The sequence below is a fragment of the Kitasatospora sp. NPDC057940 genome (genome assembly GCF_042887425.1).
In the GTDB taxonomy this organism is placed as follows: Bacteria; Actinomycetota; Actinomycetes; order Streptomycetales; family Streptomycetaceae; genus Kitasatospora.
The window spans coordinates 71,433-90,855 of the sequence record NZ_JBHVPH010000020.1 but is presented as its reverse complement, the minus strand read 5'-3'; the positions used below and the strand labels follow the sequence as shown (position 1 = coordinate 90,855).

The following is a 19,423-nucleotide window of genomic DNA, read 5'->3' as shown; positions in this document are numbered from 1 at the left end:
GGTGTCAGTTGGCGCGGTCGAAGTCGATCGCGCTGTAGGCCCGCAGCTTCGACAGCTTGTGGACGGAGTTGATCTCGCGGATCGTGCCGCTCTTGGAACGCATCACCAGCGAGCTGGTGGTGGCGGTCTCCTGGCGGTAGTGCACGCCGCGCAGCAGCTCGCCGTCGGTGATGCCGGTGGCGACGAAGAACACGTTCTCGCCGCTGACCAGGTCGTCGGTGGTGAGGACCCGGTCCAGGTCGTGGCCGGCGTCGAGGGCCTTCTGCCGCTCGGCGTCGTCCTTGGGCCACAGCCGGCCCTGGATGACGCCGCCCATGCACTTCATGGCGCAGGCCGCGATGATGCCCTCGGGGGTGCCGCCGATGCCCATCAGCAGGTCGACGCCGGTGCCCTCGCGGGCGGCCATGATGGCGCCGGCCACGTCGCCGTCGGAGATGAACTTGATCCGGGCGCCCGCTTCGCGGATCTCCCGGACCAGGCCGTCGTGGCGCGGGCGGTCGAGGACGACGACGGTGACGTCCTCGACGGCGCTGCCCTTGGCCTTGGCGACCCGGCGGATGTTGACGGCCGCGGGGGCGGTGATGTCGACGAACTCGGCGGCCTCGGGGCCGGCCACCAGCTTGTCCATGTAGAACACGGCGCTGGGGTCGAACATGGTGCCGCGGTCGGCGACGGCCAGGACGGCGACGGCGTTGTTCATGCCCTTGGCGGTGAGCGTGGTGCCGTCGACCGGGTCGACCGCGACGTCGCACTCGGCGCCGGTGCCGTCGCCGACCCGCTCGCCGTTGTAGAGCATCGGGGCTTCGTCCTTCTCGCCCTCCCCGATGACGACCACGCCGTTCATCGAGACGGTCGAGACGAGGGTGCGCATCGCCTTGACGGCGGCGCCGTCCGCGCCGTTCTTGTCGCCACGGCCGACCCACCGGCCGGCGGCCATCGCGGCCGCCTCGGTGACCCGGACGAGTTCGAGCGCGAGGTTCCGGTCCGGAGCCTCGGGCGCGACCTCCAGGGCGCTGGGAAGGTGGTTCGGGTACTGCGTGGTCATCGTCGTTACCTCTCTGTACGCGACGGCCAGTAAGCGCCCGACTACTGCCTGGTCGAACGCCGTGGTGAGGGTCCTGCGATCGTATCTGCCTACGAGATGACTGTCTGTGGCGCGGGTCGCCACCCGGCGCCCGACCAGGTCGGTTCGTCCCGGTTCACCCGTACGCGGGCACCCCGGGTGGCCGTACCGCCGTAGGGATGAGTCACCATGTGGGGGTGGCTGGAGAGAGCAAACGCATGAGGGGCCGGGAGACCGTACGGGACATGGTCCTGTCGATGCTGGCGGTCGGCGCCGTGGTCTGGATCGGGTACCTGTTCCTTCCGCACGACGCGAACAGCGACCCGGTGCACGTGGTCGAGTACAAGGTGGCGGCGGCCTCCGCGAAGCGCGGCGCGCCGTACCCGCTGCTCTCCCCGGACGGGCTGTCCGACCAGTGGCGGGCCACCTCGGTCGGCTACCAGCCGGCCGCGATCAGCAAGGGCAAGGGCAACGCCTGGCACCTGGGCTTCGTCACGCCGTCCGGCCAGTACGCGGCGGTCGAGCAGAGCGACGTCCCGCGCGACGCGCTGCTGGCCGACAAGATCGCGGGCGGCAAGCCGGACGGCACCTCGGAGGTCGCCGGGCGCACCTGGGAGCGGGTGCAGGGCGAGAAGTCCCGCGCCCTGACCGTGCAGACCGGTGACGCGACCACCGTGCTCACCGGCACCGCCTCCTACGAGGAACTGGCCGAGCTGGCCCAGGCGCTCAAGTAGCCCGGTCCCCCCGGGTCTCCCCCGGGGGGCGGCTCCGTACGCCCCTGCGAACGCCCCGCGGACGCGCCCGTACGACCCCGAACGCCCCCGTGCGCATACGGAGAGGGCCCGCACCGGAAACCGGTGCGGGCCCTCTCGCGTGCGGCGGATCAGACCGTGGTGACGACCTGGTCGTACTCCAGGCGCGGCGAGCGCGGGAACCACGCGTCGTCGCCCGGCTTGCCGATGTTGACCACGGCCAGCACCGAGTGCTCGCCGTCGCCGAAGAACTCCTTGTTGATGCCCTCGGCGTCGTAGCCGGTCATCGGGCCGGCGGCCAGGCCGGCGGCGCGCACGCCGATGATGAAGTAGGCGGCCTGCAGCGCGCCGTTCAGCGAGGCGGAGCGCTCGCGGACGGTGCGCTCGGAGAAGAAGACGTCCTTGGCCTGCGGGAAGTGCGGGAACTGGGTCGGCAGCTCCTCGTGGAACTCGTTGTCCGCGGCGAGGATGGCGACCAGCGGGGCGGTGCTGGTCTTGGCCTTGTTGCCGTCCGCCAGGTGCTGGACGAGGCGCTCGCGGCCCTCGGTCGAGCGGACCAGGACGACGCGCAGCGGCTGCTGGTTGAAGGCGGTCGGGCCGTACTTGACCAGCTCGTAGATGGCCTGGACCTGCTCCTCGGTCACCGGCTCGTCGGTGAAGGTGTTCGCGGTGCGGGCCTCGCGGAACAGCAGGTCCTGAGCGGCGGCGTCGAGTACCAGGGCGTCGGTGGTCATGCTTGTCTGCACCTCATGCGGGAGGGGGTTCGTCGGACTGACCGGCCGCGGCCGGTCACACCATCTCAACATGGATGAAGATTCAACGATTCCCCGGCTCGCTGTGAGCCGCGTCACTGCCCGCCCGCGGCCCCGTCCTCCTCGGCGGCCAGCGCCGCGTCCAGCCGGGCCCGGGCGCCGTCCAGCCAGCGCTGGCACACCTTCGCCAGCTGCTCGCCGCGCTCCCACAGCGCCAGCGACTCCTCCAGCGACGTCCCGCCGTTCTCCAGCTGCCGGACCACCTCCAGCAGCGCGTCCCGGGCGTGCTCGTAGCCCAGCGCGTCGTCCGGGGTCGGTGCCGCCGCGTCCTGCTGCTCCTGCTGCTCTGCCATGCGTGCCAGCGTAGGGGCTGGAGCCGACAGAGCCTGCGCAGCACCGACGCAACGGCCGTGGCGGGGTGAAAGCGGCAGGGCGAAGGTGGCGGGTGCGGGCAGCGGCGAAATCGGGTGCAGCCGGCCGGCCGGCGGCGCTACCCTCCGCCGCATGATCACGGTCCGACCCGCCGCCCCGTCCGACGCCCCCGAGCTCGTCCGGCTGCGCAACCTGATGTTCGAGGCGATGCCCAGCATGGCCGGCCAGACCGGGCCGGGGCCCTGGCAGGCCACCGCCGAACGGATACTGCGCGAGCGCCTCGCCGCCCCGCCCGCCGAACTGACCATGCCGTCCTTCGTGGTGGACGATCCGCAGCGGCCCGGCCGGCTCGCCGCCTGCGCGGTCGGCACGCTGGAGCACCGGCTGCCCTCGCCGGGAAACCCGGACGGCCGGTTCGGCTTCGTCTTCAACATCTGCACCGACCCCGGCCACCGGCTGCGCGGCTACGCCCGGGCCTGCACCGAGGCGCTGCTGGACTGGTTCGACGACCAGCGGGTCGGGCGGATCGACCTGCACGCCAGCAGCGGCGGCGAGGCGCTCTACCGCAGCCTCGGCTTCGGCGAGCACTCCCGCGCGCTCTCCCGGCAGCGCTCCCACGAGGCCTGACCGTCGTCCACCCTGACGCCGGGCGTTCCTACGAGCCCTGGCCGTCCGCCACCGCGACGTCGAAGGCCCCGCCCGCGACCCGGGCGCGCAGCCCCTCGCCGGCCGTGACCTGCGCCGGGTCGGTCACCACCGCGCCGTCCGTCCGCTGGAGCACCGCGTAGCCGCGCTCCAGGGTGGCCGCCGGGGACAGCGCGACCACCCGGGCGAGGGTGTGCCCGAGGTCGCTCTGCGCGTGGTCCAGCCGGTGCCGCAGGGTGCGCCGGGCCCGCTCCAGCAGCGCGGTGACCTCCTGGCCGCGCCCGTCCAGCATCCGGTGCGGGGCGGCCAGCGCGGGGCGGCTGCGCACGCCGTCCAGCCCGTGCTGCTCGCGCTCGACCCGGCCGAGGACGTGCCGCCGGGCACGGTCCCGCAGCAGGAGGACCTTGGCCAGCTCCTCGCCGACGTCCGGAACCACCCGTTTGGCGGCATCGGTCGGGGTGGAGGCGCGCAGGTCGGCGACGAAGTCCAGCAGCGGCTGGTCCGGCTCGTGGCCGATCGCGCTGACCACCGGCGTACGGGCGGCCGCGACCAGCCGCACCAGCCCCTCGTCCGAGAACGGCAGCAGGTCCTCGACGCTGCCGCCGCCGCGGGCCACGATGATCACGTCCACCTCGGGGTGCTCGTCCAGCTCCCGGACGGCCGCGCTCACCCGCTCCACCGCGCTGACCCCCTGCACCGGGACGTTGCGCACCTCGAAGCGGACGGCCGGCCAGCGCCGCCGGGCGTTCTCCAGCACGTCCCGCTCGGCTGCCGAGCCGCGCCCGGTGACCAGCCCGACGCACAGCGGCAGGAACGGCAGCGGGCGCTTGCGCTCGGCCGCGAACAGCCCCTCCGCGGCGAGCCGCCGCTTCAGCTGCTCCAGCCGGGCCAGCAGCTCGCCCAGCCCGACCGGCCGGATCTCCGAGGCGCGCAGCGACAGTTGTCCGCGCGCCGCGTACCACTCCGGCTTGGCGTGCACGACGACCCGCGCGCCCTCCTGCACCACCTCCGCGACCTGGTCGAACACAGAGCGGAAGCAGGTCACCGTGAGCGACACGTCCGCCTGCGGGTCGCGCAGGGTCAGGAACACCACGCCCGCCCCCGGCCGGCGGCTGAGCTGGGTGATCTGCCCCTCCACCCAGACCGCGCCGAGCCGGTCGATCCAACCGCCGATCAGCGCGGAGACCTTGCCGACCGGGATCGGGGCTTCGGGGGAGCTGGTGTTGGCCATGCGTACGAGGCTAGCTGCGTCCGCCGACAGGGCCGCGCGTACGGGGCTAGCGGCGTCGGCCGACAGGGCCGCCCGAAGCGGGGGAGCCCTGGACGCCCAGCACCACCAGCCCGACCGCCAGCCAGATCAGCCCGACGAGCTGCGCGGTCGCCGAGGCCTCGTAGACCACCGCCGCGATCACCGCGATCCCCAGGGCCGGGACGAGCAGGTGCCGCACCCGGTCCCGGGAGCCGTGCCGCACCGTGTACCAGCCGATCACCGAGGCGTGCAGCAGCGCGAAGGCGGTCAGCGCGCCCACGTTGACCACCGAGGTCAGCTGGTCCAGCCCGTCGTCCCGGTTGGCCGCCCAGACCGCCGCGGCCATCGTGATCACCGCGGCCGCCAGCAGCGCCCGGCGCGGCACCGCGGTGGCCGGGTCGACCGTGCCGAGGACGCGCGGCAGCCGTCCCTCCCGGCCCATCGCGTAGACCAGCCGCCCGGCCGCCGCCTGCCCGGCCAGCGCTGCGAAGGCCGCGCCGATCGCCTTGCTGGCCGCCACCAGGACGTGCAGCCAGTGCCCGACCCCGCTCTCCACCGTGTCGTAGAAGGCCGAGCCCTGCGCCGCCGGGTCGGCCGCCAGCTGCTGCGGGCCCAGCGGTTCCAGCAGTGCCGCCAGGTAGGTCTGGGCGACGAACAGCACCCCGGCCAGTGCCAGGCACCAGAGCACGGCCCGGGCCACCGCCGCCGAGGCGCCGACCGCCTCCTCGACGAAGGTGGCGATCGCGTCGAAGCCCAGGTAGGAGAGCACCGCGACGGACACGGCCGAGATGACCGCGGTCAGCGAGAAGGCGCCGACGGCGGTGAACGGGGTGTCCCAGCCGCGCCGGGCGCCGCCCTGGACCAGCGCCACCACGGCCGCGGCGACGAACACCGCCAGCACCGCGATCTCCAGGGCGAGCACCGCGAAGCCGACCACGGCCGCCGTCCGCACGCCGATCAGGTTGAGCGCGGTGGTCAGCACCACCGCGAGCGCCGTCCAGACCCAGCGGGAGACCCCGGGCACCAGCGAGTTCAGCGCGATCCCGGAGAACAGGTAGGCGACCGCCGGGATCAGCAGGTAGTCGAGCATCGCCATCCAGCCGGCGATGAACCCGGGCCCCTCGCCCAGCCCGGCCCGCGCGTAGGCGAACACCGAGCCGGTCTGCGGCACCGCGCGCACCATCTGGGCGTACGAGAAGGCGGTGAAACCCATCGCGACGGTCGCGGCCAGGTAGACGGTGGCGACGGCGCCGTGGCTCCTGGCGTCCAGGACGCCGAACACGCCGACCGGTGCCATCGGAGCGATGAACAGCAGGCCGTAGACCATCAGGTCGCGGACGCTCAGGCTGCGGCGCAGGCCGCCCGGTTCCGTTTGCCCGTTCGCAGAGCTCATAGACACCACATTTGAGCACCGACGACCGGGTCTGTCCGGAAAGCGCCTCCCGTCGGCGCGGCTCGGCGCCGCCCGTACGATGGAGCCATGTCCAACACCGCGCCGCGCCGTGTCCTGCTCGCCGCCCCCCGGGGCTACTGCGCGGGTGTAGACCGCGCCGTGATCGCCGTGGAGAAGGCCCTGGAGCAGTACGGGGCCCCCATCTACGTCCGCAAGCAGATCGTCCACAACAAGTACGTGGTGCAGACCCTGGAGAAGAAGGGCGCGATCTTCGTCGACGAGACGGAGGAGGTGCCCGAGGGCTCGATCGTGGTCTTCTCCGCGCACGGCGTCGCGCCGTCCGTCCACGACGAGGCGAAGGCCGGCCGGCTGGCCACCATCGACGCCACCTGCCCGCTGGTCACCAAGGTGCACAAGGAGGCCGTGCGCTTCGCCGACGAGGGCTTCGACATCCTGCTGGTGGGCCACGAGGGCCACGAGGAGGTCGTCGGGACGATGGGCGAGGCCCCGGACCGGATCCACCTGGTGGACGGCGCCGAGGACGTCGCCAACGTGCGGGTCCGGGACGAGTCCAGGGTCGTCTGGCTGTCCCAGACCACCCTGTCGGTGGACGAGACCATGGCCACCGTCGGCGAGCTGAAGAAGCGCTTCCCGGCGCTGGTCAGCCCGCCCAGCGACGACATCTGCTACGCCACCCAGAACCGCCAGGTCGCGGTCAAGCAGATGGCCCCCGAGACCGACCTGCTGATCGTGGTCGGCTCCAAGAACTCCTCCAACTCCGTCCGCCTGGTCGAGGTCGGCCTGGAGTACGGCGCCAAGGCCGCCCACCTGGTGGACTTCGCCGAGGAGGTCCAGGAGGCCTGGCTGGAGGGCGTCGGCACGGTCGGTCTGACCAGCGGCGCCTCCGTCCCGGAGATCCTGGTCGAGGGCGTGCTGGAGTGGCTGGCCGCGCGCGGCTACGACACGGTCGAGACGGTCAAGACCGCCGAGGAGCACCTGACCTTCTCGCTGCCCAAGGAACTGCGCCGCGACCTGCGCGCCGAGGCGGCGGGCAAGCTGTAGGGCCGCTCCCGGGATCTCCCCGGGATCTCCCCGGGATCTCCCGGACCGCTCCCCGACGCTCCCGGACCGCTCCCGGGCCCTTTCGCGCAGAGCCCGGCATCCCCTCGGGGTTGCCGGGTTTTCTGCTGTGCGTCCACCCGTGCCCTCTCGTAGTTTTGTGCACAGGCTGTGGACAAGCGGTCCGCGGCCCCGGCGGAGGGTGGACGTGATGGCGGCGGTATTCGGCGTGGACATCGGCGGTTCGGGCATCAAGGGCGCCCCGGTCGACCTCGCCCGGGGCGTGCTGGCCCAGGAGCGGTACAAGGTGCTCACCCCCCAGCCGTCCGCCCCCGAGGCCGTGGTCGCCGCCGTCTGCGAGGTGGTCCGCCAGTTCGACCACCAGGGCCCGGTCGGGCTCACCTTCCCCGGCGTGGTGGTCGGCGGCCGGACCAGAACCGCCGCGAACGTGGACAAGGGCTGGATCGGCCTGGACGCCGCGGGCCTGTTCCGCGAGGCGCTCGACCTGCCCGCGACCGTGCTCAACGACGCCGACGCGGCCGGGCTCGCCGAGACCGTGCACGGCGCCGGGCGCGACCAGTCGGGCGTGGTGCTGGTGCTCACCTTCGGCACCGGCATCGGCAGCGCGCTCTTCGTGGACGGCGTGCTGGTGCCCAACACCGAGCTGGGCCACCTGGAACTGCGCGGCAAGGACGCCGAGCGCCGGGCCTCCTCGGCCGCCAAGGAGCGGCACGGGCTGACCTGGGAGCAGTGGGCCGAGCGGGTCGACGAGTACCTGGACCTGGTCGAGATGCTGTTCTCGCCGCAGCTGGTCGTGATCGGCGGCGGGGTGAGCCGCAAGCACGACAAGTTCCTGCCGCTGCTGCGGGAGCGGGAGGCGCGGGTGGTGCCGGCCGAGCTGCGCAACGACGCGGGCATCGTCGGCGCCGCCATGGCGGCGGCCCGGGCGGCGGGCTGAGGCCGCCCGCCCGAGGCGCCGCTCAGCGGGAGCGCTGGATCCGGCGCTGGGCCACGAACCGGGCGAGCACGATCAGTGCGGCCAGCCCGGTGCCGGAGAACAGCCAGCCGGCCCGCATCGCCAGCCCGGTCGCCAGCGCCACCACCTGGGCGGTGACGCCCGAGGAGGTGACCGGCCCGAGCAGCAGCAGTGCCAGCGCGAAGGCGATCGGCCCGCTGATCGGTGCGGCCAGCAGGTCGACGTAGCGCACCCGGACGGCCAGCTGGAAGCAGACGGCCAGGTAGCCGAGGCCGAACAGCCAGCCGAGGCCGTCGAACATCAGCCGGTCCAGGCCCGCGACGGCGAGCGTCGCCAGCACGGCGGCCACGCCCGTGCCGATGGCGGTCAGCCGGGTCGGCCGTCCGGTCCGGCGCCGCCCGTACAGCGGGGCCTCGGCGCGTCCGCGCAGCGGCAGCCGCAACCGCAGCCTGGGGGTGGCCGGGCGGGCGGTGGCGGCGGGCGGCCCGGCTACCGGGCGTAGCCGGGCGGCGGGGGCGGCGGCGGGGGCTCCGGCGGTCTCGGGAGCCCGGCCGGGCCCGGGGACGGCGGCCCCGGCCGCGCTGTTCGGCGGTCGGCGTCTGGGCCCTGGCGGCTGGGTACGGATGCTCTGCTCCACCCGCCCAACGTACGGTCCGATCATCGCCACACTGTGTAATGGACCGTTCAGGTCTTGCCCCGTGTCTCCTCGCGGAGTGCTGATGTGATCGTCGTTCAGCGGCCTGACCTGTCCGGCCCAGCCACCCGGGCGGCCCGCCGGAGTTCCCGGAGCCCCTCCCGTCGGCGACCGGGGCGTGAGGCGCTGCCCGTAGACTTGGGGGTCGGCCCGCATGGTGCCGACCCAACTCCTCCAAGCCCACGGGACTGCGCTTCATGTCGCTCACGATCGGAATCGTCGGCCTGCCGAACGTCGGCAAGTCGACCCTGTTCAACGCCCTGACCAAGAACGACGTGCTGGCGGCCAACTACCCGTTCGCCACCATCGAGCCGAACGTCGGCGTCGTCGGCGTCCCGGACGCGCGGCTGGCCAAGCTCGCCGAGATCTTCGGCTCCCAGCGGATCCTCCCGGCCACCGTCGACTTCGTCGACATCGCCGGCATCGTGCGCGGCGCCAGCGAGGGCGAGGGACTGGGCAACAAGTTCCTCGCCAACATCCGCGAGTCGGACGCGATCTGCCAGGTCGTGCGCGCCTTCACCGACCCGGACGTGGTGCACGTGGACGGCAAGGTGTCGCCCAAGGACGACATCGAGACCATCCACACCGAGCTGATCCTGGCCGACCTCCAGACCGTCGAGAAGGTCCTGCCGCGCCTGCAGAAGGAGGCGCGCCTCAAGAAGGAGACCGCCCCCGTGCTGGCCGCCGCCGAGGCCGCGCAGGCGATCCTGGAGACCGGCAAGACCCTCTTCGAGGCCGGCTTCGACACCGCCCCGATCCGCGACCTCCACCTGCTGACCGCCAAGCCCTTCCTCTACGTCTTCAACGTGGACGAGGACGAGCTGGCCGACGAGGACTTCAAGAACGCCCAGCGCGAGCTGGTCGCCCCGGCCGAGGCGATCTTCCTCAACGCCAAGATCGAGTCCGAGCTGATCGAGCTCGACGACGCCGAGGCCCTGGAGCTGTTGCAGTCGATGGGCCAGGAGGAGCCCGGCCTCGCCACCCTCGCCCGGGTCGGCTTCGACACCCTCGGCCTGCAGACCTACCTCACCGCAGGCCCCAAGGAGACCCGCGCCTGGACCATCAAGAAGGGCGCCACCGCCCCCGAGGCCGCCGGAGTCATCCACACCGACTTCCAGAAGGGCTTCATCAAGGCCGAGGTGATCTCCTTCGCCGACCTGGTCGAGACCGGCTCCATCGCCGAGGCCCGCTCCAAGGGCAAGGCCCGCATCGAGGGCAAGGAATACATCATGCAGGACGGCGACGTGGTGGAGTTCCGCTTCAACGTCTGACGGGTGACATAGCACAGCGCTTTTGATCTGGCAAACATGCAGGTCAGGGGGGGTCTGTTCCTTACGGTTCAGACCCCCTTGCAGCTCCCGTGCTGACTTGGTGCTGACCTGGAGACACCCCTGATCACCCCTCGTCAGCCGTCCGGTGCTGACTTCGTGCTGACTCCGGCGACGCTGGTGGTCAGGGCTGCCAGCCGCTTTGCAGTGCTGGTGATGTCGTACCGGCGCGCGTTGTCCAGCCCGGCTCGGACCAGAGCGTTGCGCCAGTACGCGTCGCGGGCCAACTCGTCGAGTGCAGACGCCAGGCTCGCCGGGTTGCTCGCCGTGAACGGGCTGCCGGCGTGACGCAGGGTCTCCGCCATTCCGGACAGGTTCGCGTAGACGACGGGGAGGCCGTGAGCCTGTGCCTCGATGGCCACTAGGCCGAACGCCTCCGAACCGGCGGTCGTGAAAACCAGGGCGTCGAACTCGTGAAAGCGAAGCCACAGCTCCTGGCGAGGCAGGAAGGGCACGAACTTCACCCGGTCCTGGATGCCGAGGGCGCGGGTGCGCTCGCGCAGTACTTCCTCTTCGGGGCCCTGGCCGATGATGGTCAGCCGGTGTGGCTGGCTTGTCATCGCGACGGCCTCGATGCCGGTCACCGCGGACTTGTTGGCGTCCAGGCGTCCGGCATACACCAGGGACAACGGTCCGGTTCCGACGGACGGGTACTCGCGTACCCGGATGTCGTCCAGGGAGATGCCCCAGGGGATCACGGTAATTCGGTCGACGCACCGCCTTTTGGTGAGCTGATCGATTCGGCCGGCGAGGGCGGCGGTCGGAGCCACGACCGCGGCGCTCGCGGCGACGACCTCATGCAGCAGTTCGCGGTCCCGCTCGTCGCGTTCGGCGACGATCACCTCCGGGCCGTGGGCAATGGAGATCACCGGGATGCTGCCCGCAGATCGGACGAGTGCCAGGCTGAGAGCGAACCCGGGGTTCTGGGCGTGGATCACGTCGGGCTGGCTCTGCTCGATAAGCGCGCCGACCTCGCGGGTCAGCCGGGCAAGGTAGGCGTCGAACTCGGGGCCCTGGGGACGCTTCGGCGTGACCAGGGGGATCAGCTCGTCGAACGAGTAGTTCCAGGCCGGATCGACCGGTTCCCGGCCCAGGAACGTCGTGCTGAACTTCGGCATCGCCCCGTAGATGTCGTTCACGATGATCGTGCTTCCGGACGAGGGCCCGGAAGTCCGGTTGATGCCGGTCAGGATGCGGAGCTTGGCGGTCATGCAGCTACCTCGTTCATCTCGCGCTGACGGGGAGGTGCCCACCACGACGCCAGGTGCGGCGTGACGGTGGCCTGGATTTCCGTGACCGGATGTAGAAAGCCCCTGGCGTCCCGCTCCGCCGTCCACACCCGGACCGACGCCCGGGGATAGGCGGGCTGGATTCCGATCTCCCCTTTCGGGAGGAGTCCGTTGAAGGGCGTGGGAATTCCATGCTGATTCCAGAAGGCCCATGCCTCAAGGGCCTTGGCCTTCTCGAAGTAGTGGTACAGCTCCCCATAGCGGGGGAGGTAGCGGACCTCGCGGAAGAGCATCTGGCCGATCAGCCCCGGCGCGAACTCCTGGACCGTCCCGAGACCGGCGCCCTGAAAGCTGACCGCCGCCGCATCCTGGAGCGGGTGCAATGTGGTCCGGGCGAGGAGGTGGGACAGCCGCCGCCGTACGTATTCGGCGGCTCCCGCGCTGAGTGCCGGTTCGATCCTGCTGATCAGTCGGACGAGCCTGTCGTAATGCGGCGCGAAGCGGGACAGGTCGAACAGCTTGCCCATGGTGTCCACCGCGGAGAATGCCAGCGCCTTGTAGAGCCGGCAGTTCAGTTCCCCGGCCTGGGCGAGGGACTTGGTCTCCGGGGCGGTGGAGTGGAGCATCAGGTATTCGGACAGGACCTCGAAGTACAGGTAGCCGAGGAACGGCACCATGACCACGGCCTCGGACAATCGGTCGACGAACTCCGGTGCTGCGGTGGGGCGGCCGGAGGCGTTGCGGAGGGCGAGGTCGAGGAACTCGGCGGCCCCGCGCAGGCCGGCCAGCACGATGCGGTCGATCCGGCCGGTCTCGGCCGGGGTGAGGAAGCTCCGGTAGTGCTGGTAGATCCGCAGGTGGATCGCGCCGAGATGCAGGTAGTCAACGCCCAGGGGCCGGATCGGGGCGTCCGGGGTGACCTCGAAGATCAAGGGCCGGCTGGAGGGCTTGGTCTCCATCAGGTAGGCCCCGAGGTTGTGAGGCCGCAGTCCCTCGCGCTCGGCTGTGAGGGGCGAGCAGTACAGGGCCCCGACCAGGCAGCCGGAGGAGACGTGCAGTTGTCGGCCGGCCCGGATGGCGTCCAGGCCGCGGGTGGTGTGCAGCAGGTTCAACGGCCGGCCGCTCACCAGCGCCTCGGTCAGGGCATTGTGCCGGAGCAGCCACCCGTTGGGGGCCGTCTCCAGGTACTGGCGCCAGTCGCTCTCGCTGTCGGTCAGCGAGGCGGGGGCGCGACGCTGCACGGGCAGCGTGAAGTCCGTGTGGGCCTGTTCCCATTCGGCGCGCAAGGAAGCTCCTGGAAGTGGAAGGCGGCAGGGAGTTCCGGGGAGGCTAGAGAACCTCGACGTTCGCGCCCGACAGCCGGTTTCGGCAGTCAAGAACGTAGGACGCATGCTCCTGGACCACGTCGAAGTCGAAGAGGGCGTGGTCCATGAGCAGCACCACCGCATCGGCGCTGGCGATCTCCCCCGGGCTCGCGTCCACGCGGAGAACGGCCGATTCCGTGTGGACGCCCTCGGGGAGGTTGGGGTCGGCGCCGCGCACTTCGGCCCCCAGGTCGCACAGAAGGCCGGCCACCCGCAGGGACGGCGATTCCCGAAGGTCGGTCGCGTTGGCCTTGTAGGTGAGGCCGAGCAGCAGAATCCGGGCACCCTTGACGGGAATCCGTCGCTCATAGAGAGCGTCCAGGAGGCGGTCCACGACGTACTCGGGCATGCGCCGGTTCACCTCGGTGGCGAGCTCCACGAACCGGAAGGGGGTGCCCGTCTCCCGCTCGGCCTTCCAGGAGAGGAACACCGGGTCAATGGGCAGGCAGTGCCCGCCGACTCCCGGCCCAGGGGTGAATCGCGTAAAGCCGAACGGCTTGGTCGCGGCGGCGTCGATCGCCTCCCAGAGGTTCACCCCGAGAGAAGGGGCGAGCATCGCCAGCTCGTTGATCATGGAGATGTTCACCAGCCGGAACGTGTTCTCCAGCAGCTTGGCCAGCTCGGCGACCTCGGGACTGGAGACCGGCACCGTGATGTCGAACATGGTGTCGTAGAAGCCCTTGATGGCGTCGAGGGACTTCGCGTCGATCCCGGAGACCAGCTTGGGCGTCTCCTCGAACGAGAACCGCTTGCTGCCGGGGGTGATGCGCTCGGGGCTGAACCCGGCCAGGAAGTCCCCGGCCCGCAGGCCCGACACCTCTTCCAAGATCGGCACCAGCAGCTCCCGTGTGGTGCCCGGGTAGCTGGTGGACTCCAGAACCACGGTCGCACCCGAACGCAGGTGTTCGCCCAGCGTCCGGGCGCAGGACTCGACGAAGGAGAGGTCCGGTGCGCCGTCGCGCAGCGGCGTCGGCACGGTGATCACCGCGATGTCGTAGCCGCCGGCCAGCGAGGTGGCGTCGGCGGTCACGGAGTAGGCCCCGGAGTCCAGCACCGCGCGCAACTGGACGGAGGTCACGTCCTGCACGAACGACTCACCGGCGGCGAGCTGCTTGGTACGGTGCTGGTCCACGTCGTAGCCGACGACGCGATGACCGGCTGAGGCGGCCCGCACAGCGAGCGGCAGACCGACGTAGCCTTGTCCGGCGACAACAACCCTCATGACGACTCCAACTGGGTAAAGGAGCAGCTGTGCCGCTCGTGTCTGTCGTGATGCCGGTGCACAATTCGGCCTCCACCGTCGGTTCCGCGGTTCGGTCGGTGCTCGCGCAGACGCACGGCGACGTGGAGGTGCTGATCACCGACGACGCGTCCACCGATGACTCCTGGGACCTGCTGATGGAGCTTGCCCGGCAGGATGAGCGGGTCCTGCCGCAGGCGGCGCCAGAGCAGGGCGGTGCGGGCCGGGCGCGCAACCTCGCGATGGAGCGCGCCCGGGGGGAGTGGATCGCCTTCCTGGACGCCGATGACCTGTGGCTACCGGGGAAGGTGGAGAAGCAGCTCGACCTGGGAGCCGCCACCGGCGCACTCCTCACACACACCTCGTACTACAAGATGGGTGCCGAGTACGCCGGCGAGGCTGCCGATTTCCTTCCGAACGGCCGCGTGGTTCGAGCACGCGCCCGGGTGAGCTATCGGGCGATGCTGCTACAGGACCACATCGGGTGCCTGACCGCGATGTATTCCCGGAAGGCGCTGGGCACGCGCCTGATGCCGGAGATGCGGCGGCGCCAGGACTACGCCCTGTGGCTGTCGATCATGCGTGACGGCGTCGAGGCGCGGGGACTGTCGGAGCCGTTGGCGGTCTACCGGTCCGGCCGTGCGGGGTCGCTGTCCAGCAACAAGCTGTCGCTCGTCCCGTACAACTGGGAGCTGTACCGTCAACACGAAGCGTTGTCAGTGCTCCGGTCAGTCGGGGCGCTGGCAGGGGCGACGTGGGCCAGCGTGCGGAAGTCGCGGATCTAGCTCGGCCGACCCCGGCCGGCGTCCCGCAGGAACGCCTGGAGGAGCCGCCTGCGATCGTCCGGTGCCACGTCGTGCTGTCCTTCGCCGAGCGCCTGGCGGCCGTGGAGCACGCGGTGGTGGTTCAGGAACAGGAGGTCGCCGGCCTGGAGGGTGAAGACCTCCTGCCCGGCGGTCAGCTGCGCCGCCAACTCCCGGGCCGCGTTGGCGTGCGGCTCGTCCATGTCGGACCGGGTGAGCATCTTGCCGGTGAAGCGAACGAAGCCGCGGTCGTGGGGCTCACCGTCCAGGACCGGGAACGGACGGAACTCCTCGCCGACGTCGGACAGCTCGAAGAACCGGCCGTAGGTGAACACCGGCTCAGCCAGCAGGTCGCGGCTGGTCTTCGTCAGGCGCTCCACGGCAGCACGGACGTCGGACACGATGCTCGCGCCCCCGCCGAGCGGGTCGGGCCGTTCGCACAGGAGCGCCGTGTAGTCCGGCGGCATCGTGGCGTTGACCAGGTCGATGTGGTGCGCCTGGTAGCCCGTCCCGCTGGTCATGTTGGGGTCCTTGCCGGGCTGGGTGCCGATCGGCTTCCACAGCTCGTACCGCTGCAAGGGCTGGAACGGAACGGCAACTTCGGCGAGGATCGCCGTCGCCAGGCGCAAGAACTGGGTCTCGCCGAGCGCCGGCGCGATGTTCCCCAGGCGCACGACGGCACGGCCGGCGCCCGTGGTGCTCAGCTTGGCGCGCAGGGCGGCCATGGTCTCGGCGAACTGCGGGACCGGAGCCAGCCCGGCCCGGTACCGCTCGATCGTGGAGGCCGCCAGGAAGGTGCCGTCCATGGTCGAAGCGGGGAGCGTTCCTCCGATCTTGACGAGAACCGCTTCCAGCTCTCCCGGCAGATCGAGGAAGACGCCGTCCGCCGGGTCCGGCCTGCTGGGTGCCGCCGCGATGTCGAACGAGGACATGTGAACTCCTCTCCTGGACCCTCCCTCCGGCGAGTGCCAGAGGGAGGGCCTGGGGGTTGGTGCCCCGGCACGCCGTTGTGCCGGGGTCTTGCATGGCGCCGCTCCTGTGGGCGCCTCCGCCCGTCCGACCGAGATAATCTGAGGGCGGAAATCTGGTTCACCAAGGGGAGGTTGCGCTAGCGCCCAGGCCAGGCCCGCGAACGTCTCCTCGTCGGTGGCTTGCTCCAGGCCCTCCTGGGCCTCGTCGTCGAAGGTCGTCAACTGGCCGGAGTCGAAACGCCGTTCACGAGAAGCGGCAGGTCACTTCCGTGCTCCCATGAGTCCCAGGCGTCCTGAACGCGGCGACTCTGACCGTCGTTCATCACGGTGGCGACCTTGGATCGGGGCACCCAGTGCAACCTGCGGATTTCCTTCGGCGGCCGGTGCAAGCGAACGATCTCGTTCTGCTCGGGCCTGATCAGCCCGCCGCTGTACACGAGGTCGATTCCCTCCGGGAACTTCGCCGCGGGCACGTAATCCACGGCGAGGATGGTCCGGAGGGGCAGGACGAGGCCAGTCTCCGTTTCGAGGTGGCGACGGGCCGCGAAGTGCGGCAGCTCGCCCTGCTCGGCGCTGCCACCGGGGAGGGTCAGCCCGTCCATGTACTCGGGATCGACCATGAGCGCCTCGATCCGGCCTGACCCCTCCGGGTCCACGCGGAGGACGAGAGCCTGCTGACCCAATCGCCTGCCCGGAGGGTTCTTCATGATGCCGATGTTGCTCAAGTGTGCTCCAACTGTCCGAAATTGACGTCGGGCCGCTCCCCGCCGGGGGGGCCGGCGGGGAGCGACGCGCGCTCGACGAGGGCCTTCGCCGCCAACGCAGCCCTCGGAGCCGGCCGACAGGCGGAAGGAGGTGGCCGCCTGTCGGCCCCCATCCGCGCACCCACGGATGGGGGTTTGAACCCCGCCGTCGAGGGGGCAGCGCCAACGACCTCGACGACGGGAGTTGTAGGAGGGGATAGCTTGTTTCAGGCCGATTTGATGCCCCTGGACCGAATGTCGGCCCGAAGCATCGGGGCGACCAAGTTCGGCAGGGCGGGGTGGTTGCCGGATGGCGAGGACGCGGTGGAAGTCCGGGAGTTGCGGAGTTGCCGCATTTGGGCGCCGTTGATCTGGGCCTTCAGGTCGCTCAACAGTGCGGTACTCAAGCGGAGTTCGAGGATGGGGGGTGGCTCGGCCCCGTCGGGGTCGGGGCGTATGCCGAGTATGATCAGGCGCATCGGATACGCGATGGGATCAAGCCCACCGGAGTCCGAGGGGTCTACTTCCTGGACGATGATTCGGCTGCCACTCCAACTCGGCCCCGAGCTGACTTCCAAGGGGCGGAGCACAAGTGGCTCCTCGGGTAGGGTGGTTGGAGTCATCGTCGGCTTCCCCCTTGAGTGTGAAACAAACGACCTTGGACCCGTTGAGCTGGTCAATGTCGTCGGCGTGCCAGTGGGACAGGCTGTCCATCAGCTCGTAGCCGCGACCACCGGGGTCGGTGGGGGTGGCGCTACGCGGCGTCGGGGGCCTGATGGACCAGTCCTTCACCTCGATCCACCAGGGACGCCCCTCCAGCGCGACGAAGGTCACCCGGCAGGGCGTCTCGGCGTGCACCAGTGCGTTCGTGACCAGTTCGCTAACCAGAAGCTCGGCTTCGCGAGACCTCTCGCCGATCTCTTCGCAGCACTGACGGACAAACCCCCGAGCGAGCGCCGCGGCCGTGGGATCGGCTGCGAAGTCGCGGGAACGGATCAGCCGGACGAGGCTGCCGAGGTGGAGATGGTCAAGCTGGATGGGCACAGCTCCTCCAAGATTCGCCGGAGGGGCTGCGCGCCATGGGGGACGCACTACACTCCGCCATTGGCTGGACGCGCTTGGTGCTCTCCCAGTGTGGCTTCGCGCGAAGTTCGCGCGCAAGCCCTTCGCGCGAATCCCCCCAGAAATCACTCCCTAGAGGCATGTGCCAGGCGGGGAGCGATACCCTGCACCGAGGAACAGCCCTGAGGTCCCCGGGAGGAGGAACCTTGTCCGTGAACCCGCAGGCGTCACGCACTCGGCGCGCGTTCGGTCGGCAGATGCAGGCCCTTCGCGAGCAGGCCAAGCCGCGGGTGACCCAGAAGGCGGCGGGCGAGGCGATCGGCAAGTCGAGGGACCTGGTCTCGTTTATCGAGCGTGGCGGTCAGTGGCCGACCGAGGAGCAGTTGGGCATCCTCCTGCGGCTCTACGGGGTAGATGACGCCACGCACGCGATGATGGAAGCGCTGTACCAAACCGCGCAGGAGGCCGTCGCGGTGTGGTGGATGGAGTACCCGGGTCTCCCGAAAGACCTCATCAAGCTCATCGAACTTGAAGATGTCGCCGAACGGGTCCTGGTTTACGGCGGCGGCACCATCCCCGGACTACTTCAGATCCCCGAGTACATCCAGGCCCTGTTCCGCTTCGAATCGCAGGAGTTCGGCGCCGCCCAGTCGGAACTGCTGGCCGAGGTTCGCCACCTGCGGGGCGACGTGCTCACTCGCCACCGCCCTCTCGTGCTGGACACCCTGTTGGCTGCCGGCGCCCTTCGGGAGAACACCGGCGGGCACGACGTTATGCGCAAGCAGCTCGAACACCTGCTGACGATGGGTCGTCGTCCGAACGTCACCATCCGGATCATTCCGAGGGAGGCTCCGGTAGCCGCGAGTGCCACCGCGCCGTACTGCGTCTTCGACTTCCCGAGTGACCCCAGCATGAGGCAAGCGGATGTCGCGGGCGGGCAGGCCTTCACGGAAGACGCGAAGGCGGTTCGTTATGCGCGGCGGCAGTACGACTACCTGGCCGGATTCGCACTCTCGCCGGAGGACTCAATGCAGCACGTCGAGCAATTGATCAAGGACAAGTGACATGGACAAGGGCATCCTTCGCTCCGCTGACCTCTCCGAGGCCGTATGGACGAAGTCGAAGCGGAGCGGTACCAGCGGGGACAATGCCTGCGTAGAGGTGACCCCGATCTTCGTCGGTGGCAGCCGACTCGGGACAGCCATGCGGGACTCCACCGACCCGAGCGGTCCGGTGCTGTTCTTCTGGAACGGGGAGTACGAGGCGTACGTGGAGGCCATCCGCGACGGGCAGGAAGACCTGCTTGCCCCCTGAGCTCACAACTCGCAGTTGCCCCCGAGTCGATCCGGTCCGGCTCGGGGGCAACGCATTTCCGACCGAAGATGCGCTTCAGCCTGTGGGCAGGTCGAAAGCGCCCCGATCAACGTCCGGTAGCTCGTCGTACCCGTCCACGTAGTCAACGCCGTTCAGGTGGGCAGCGATCTTCCCCACCCCTCGTTCGCAGCGGTAGCGGGCGGCCCGGCCGGTGACGCCCTGGAGCGTGCCGGCCTCCTCGTCCGGAACGTCGGCGCCGTACCGAAGCAGGAGAGCCTGGCGCTCGCCGAGGGAGAGCGGAGCGGTCGCCCACCCCTGCCGGATGTCGGCGAGGTGGGCGAACAGCAGGCTGGCCGTCCGCTTGTCGACCGTGGCTTTGGGCATGTCGGCGTCGGGCGCGGTGGGGTTGCGGAT

Annotated in this window: 21 protein-coding genes; 8 read left to right on the top strand and 13 right to left on the bottom strand. The window is 70.5% G+C overall.

The features are described from left to right. Positions 1-4: 4 nt before the first annotated feature. Positions 5-1,045 (bottom strand): class II fructose-bisphosphatase, encoded by a 1,041-nt coding sequence (gene glpX, locus ACFVTF_RS26770; RefSeq protein ID WP_063347979.1) that lies wholly within the window; start codon positions 1,043-1,045, stop codon positions 5-7. A gap of 236 nt (positions 1,046-1,281) precedes the next feature. Between glpX and ACFVTF_RS26765 the strand changes: the two genes are divergently transcribed. Then, on the top strand, positions 1,282-1,797 hold the full coding sequence (locus ACFVTF_RS26765; RefSeq protein WP_063347978.1) for a DUF4245 domain-containing protein: 516 nt from the start codon (positions 1,282-1,284) through the stop codon (positions 1,795-1,797). Positions 1,798-1,946: 149 nt separating this feature from the next. Here the strand turns inward: ACFVTF_RS26765 and ACFVTF_RS26760 are convergent, their stop codons facing one another. Then, the gene (locus ACFVTF_RS26760; RefSeq protein WP_363585443.1) at positions 1,947-2,549 is read right to left on the bottom strand and encodes a malonic semialdehyde reductase; all 603 of its coding nucleotides are present in this window, start codon (positions 2,547-2,549) and stop codon (positions 1,947-1,949) included. A gap of 113 nt (positions 2,550-2,662) precedes the next feature. Then, the gene (locus ACFVTF_RS26755) at positions 2,663-2,920 is read right to left on the bottom strand and encodes an exodeoxyribonuclease VII small subunit (protein ID WP_363585442.1); all 258 of its coding nucleotides are present in this window, start codon (positions 2,918-2,920) and stop codon (positions 2,663-2,665) included. A gap of 151 nt (positions 2,921-3,071) precedes the next feature. Between ACFVTF_RS26755 and ACFVTF_RS26750 the strand changes: the two genes are divergently transcribed. Next, positions 3,072-3,566: a GNAT family N-acetyltransferase gene (locus ACFVTF_RS26750; protein WP_387817011.1), complete on the top strand. Its 495-nt coding sequence runs from the start codon at positions 3,072-3,074 to the stop codon at positions 3,564-3,566. Positions 3,567-3,594: 28 nt separating this feature from the next. Here ACFVTF_RS26750 and xseA read toward each other — a convergent pair whose 3' ends face one another. Both xseA and ACFVTF_RS26740 read right to left on the bottom strand, forming a co-directional pair. After that, on the bottom strand, positions 3,595-4,815 hold the full coding sequence (xseA, locus tag ACFVTF_RS26745; RefSeq protein ID WP_387817010.1) for an exodeoxyribonuclease VII large subunit: 1,221 nt from the start codon (positions 4,813-4,815) through the stop codon (positions 3,595-3,597). Between the two features lie 46 nt (positions 4,816-4,861). Beyond that, positions 4,862-6,226, bottom strand: a complete 1,365-nt coding sequence (locus tag ACFVTF_RS26740) for an APC family permease (protein ID WP_387817009.1) — start codon at positions 6,224-6,226, stop codon at positions 4,862-4,864. 87 nt (positions 6,227-6,313) lie between these two features. Here ACFVTF_RS26740 and ACFVTF_RS26735 point away from each other — a divergent pair, with 87 nt between their 5' ends. Together ACFVTF_RS26735 and ppgK are read left to right on the top strand one after the other, a co-directional pair. Continuing rightward, positions 6,314-7,288: a 4-hydroxy-3-methylbut-2-enyl diphosphate reductase gene (locus ACFVTF_RS26735; RefSeq protein WP_387817008.1), complete on the top strand. Its 975-nt coding sequence runs from the start codon at positions 6,314-6,316 to the stop codon at positions 7,286-7,288. A 208-nt stretch (positions 7,289-7,496) separates the two neighbouring features. Continuing rightward, a complete protein-coding gene (gene ppgK / locus ACFVTF_RS26730; RefSeq protein ID WP_387817007.1) occupies positions 7,497-8,243 on the top strand; it encodes a polyphosphate--glucose phosphotransferase in 747 nt (248 codons plus the stop codon). Positions 8,244-8,265: 22 nt separating this feature from the next. On the opposite strand, the gene ACFVTF_RS26725 is transcribed toward ppgK, so the two are convergent. Beyond that, positions 8,266-8,898, bottom strand: coding sequence for a DUF6542 domain-containing protein (locus ACFVTF_RS26725; protein WP_387817006.1), 633 nt, complete (start codon positions 8,896-8,898; stop codon positions 8,266-8,268). A gap of 254 nt (positions 8,899-9,152) precedes the next feature. Here ACFVTF_RS26725 and ychF point away from each other — a divergent pair, with 254 nt between their 5' ends. Further along, entirely contained in the window at positions 9,153-10,226 is a 1,074-nt protein-coding gene (gene ychF, locus ACFVTF_RS26720; RefSeq protein WP_371517267.1) for a redox-regulated ATPase YchF, read from the top strand. Between the two features lie 134 nt (positions 10,227-10,360). Here the strand turns inward: ychF and ACFVTF_RS26715 are convergent, their stop codons facing one another. From ACFVTF_RS26715 to ACFVTF_RS26705, 3 genes are read right to left on the bottom strand one after another with little or no spacing between them, the layout of a single operon-like run. Then, the gene (locus ACFVTF_RS26715) at positions 10,361-11,494 is read right to left on the bottom strand and encodes a glycosyltransferase family 4 protein (RefSeq protein ID WP_387817005.1); all 1,134 of its coding nucleotides are present in this window, start codon (positions 11,492-11,494) and stop codon (positions 10,361-10,363) included. Then, entirely contained in the window at positions 11,491-12,798 is a 1,308-nt protein-coding gene (locus tag ACFVTF_RS26710) for a hypothetical protein (protein ID WP_387817004.1), read from the bottom strand. Before ACFVTF_RS26710 ends, ACFVTF_RS26715 begins: the two co-directional genes overlap by 4 nt. 43 nt (positions 12,799-12,841) lie before the next feature. Continuing rightward, a complete protein-coding gene (locus ACFVTF_RS26705) occupies positions 12,842-14,098 on the bottom strand; it encodes a nucleotide sugar dehydrogenase (RefSeq protein WP_387817003.1) in 1,257 nt (418 codons plus the stop codon). A 29-nt stretch (positions 14,099-14,127) separates the two neighbouring features. Between ACFVTF_RS26705 and ACFVTF_RS26700 the strand changes: the two genes are divergently transcribed. After that, positions 14,128-14,901 (top strand): glycosyltransferase family 2 protein, encoded by a 774-nt coding sequence (locus tag ACFVTF_RS26700; RefSeq protein WP_387817002.1) that lies wholly within the window; start codon positions 14,128-14,130, stop codon positions 14,899-14,901. Here ACFVTF_RS26700 and ACFVTF_RS26695 read toward each other — a convergent pair. The 3 genes from ACFVTF_RS26695 to ACFVTF_RS26685 form a co-directional block, all read right to left on the bottom strand. Continuing rightward, the gene (locus ACFVTF_RS26695; RefSeq protein WP_387817001.1) at positions 14,898-15,851 is read right to left on the bottom strand and encodes a TauD/TfdA family dioxygenase; all 954 of its coding nucleotides are present in this window, start codon (positions 15,849-15,851) and stop codon (positions 14,898-14,900) included. The genes ACFVTF_RS26700 and ACFVTF_RS26695 overlap by 4 nt on opposite strands. A gap of 257 nt (positions 15,852-16,108) precedes the next feature. After that, complete coding sequence (locus ACFVTF_RS26690) at positions 16,109-16,615, bottom strand: NUDIX domain-containing protein (protein ID WP_387817000.1); 507 nt, start codon at positions 16,613-16,615, stop codon at positions 16,109-16,111. 513 nt (positions 16,616-17,128) lie between these two features. Beyond that, positions 17,129-17,677 carry an ATP-binding protein gene (locus tag ACFVTF_RS26685; RefSeq protein ID WP_387816998.1) on the bottom strand — a complete coding sequence of 183 codons (549 nt, stop codon included), beginning with the start codon at positions 17,675-17,677 and terminating at the stop codon, positions 17,129-17,131. 230 nt (positions 17,678-17,907) lie between these two features. Here ACFVTF_RS26685 and ACFVTF_RS26680 point away from each other — a divergent pair, with 230 nt between their 5' ends. Next, positions 17,908-18,759, top strand: coding sequence for a helix-turn-helix domain-containing protein (locus tag ACFVTF_RS26680; RefSeq protein WP_387816997.1), 852 nt, complete (start codon positions 17,908-17,910; stop codon positions 18,757-18,759). Between the two features lies 1 nt (position 18,760). Then, positions 18,761-19,009 carry a DUF397 domain-containing protein gene (locus tag ACFVTF_RS26675; RefSeq protein ID WP_387816996.1) on the top strand — a complete coding sequence of 83 codons (249 nt, stop codon included), beginning with the start codon at positions 18,761-18,763 and terminating at the stop codon, positions 19,007-19,009. A gap of 75 nt (positions 19,010-19,084) precedes the next feature. Here ACFVTF_RS26675 and ACFVTF_RS26670 read toward each other — a convergent pair. Further along, positions 19,085-19,423, bottom strand: a 339-nt coding sequence (locus ACFVTF_RS26670; protein WP_387816995.1) for a hypothetical protein, incomplete at its 5' end; no start/stop codon positions are given.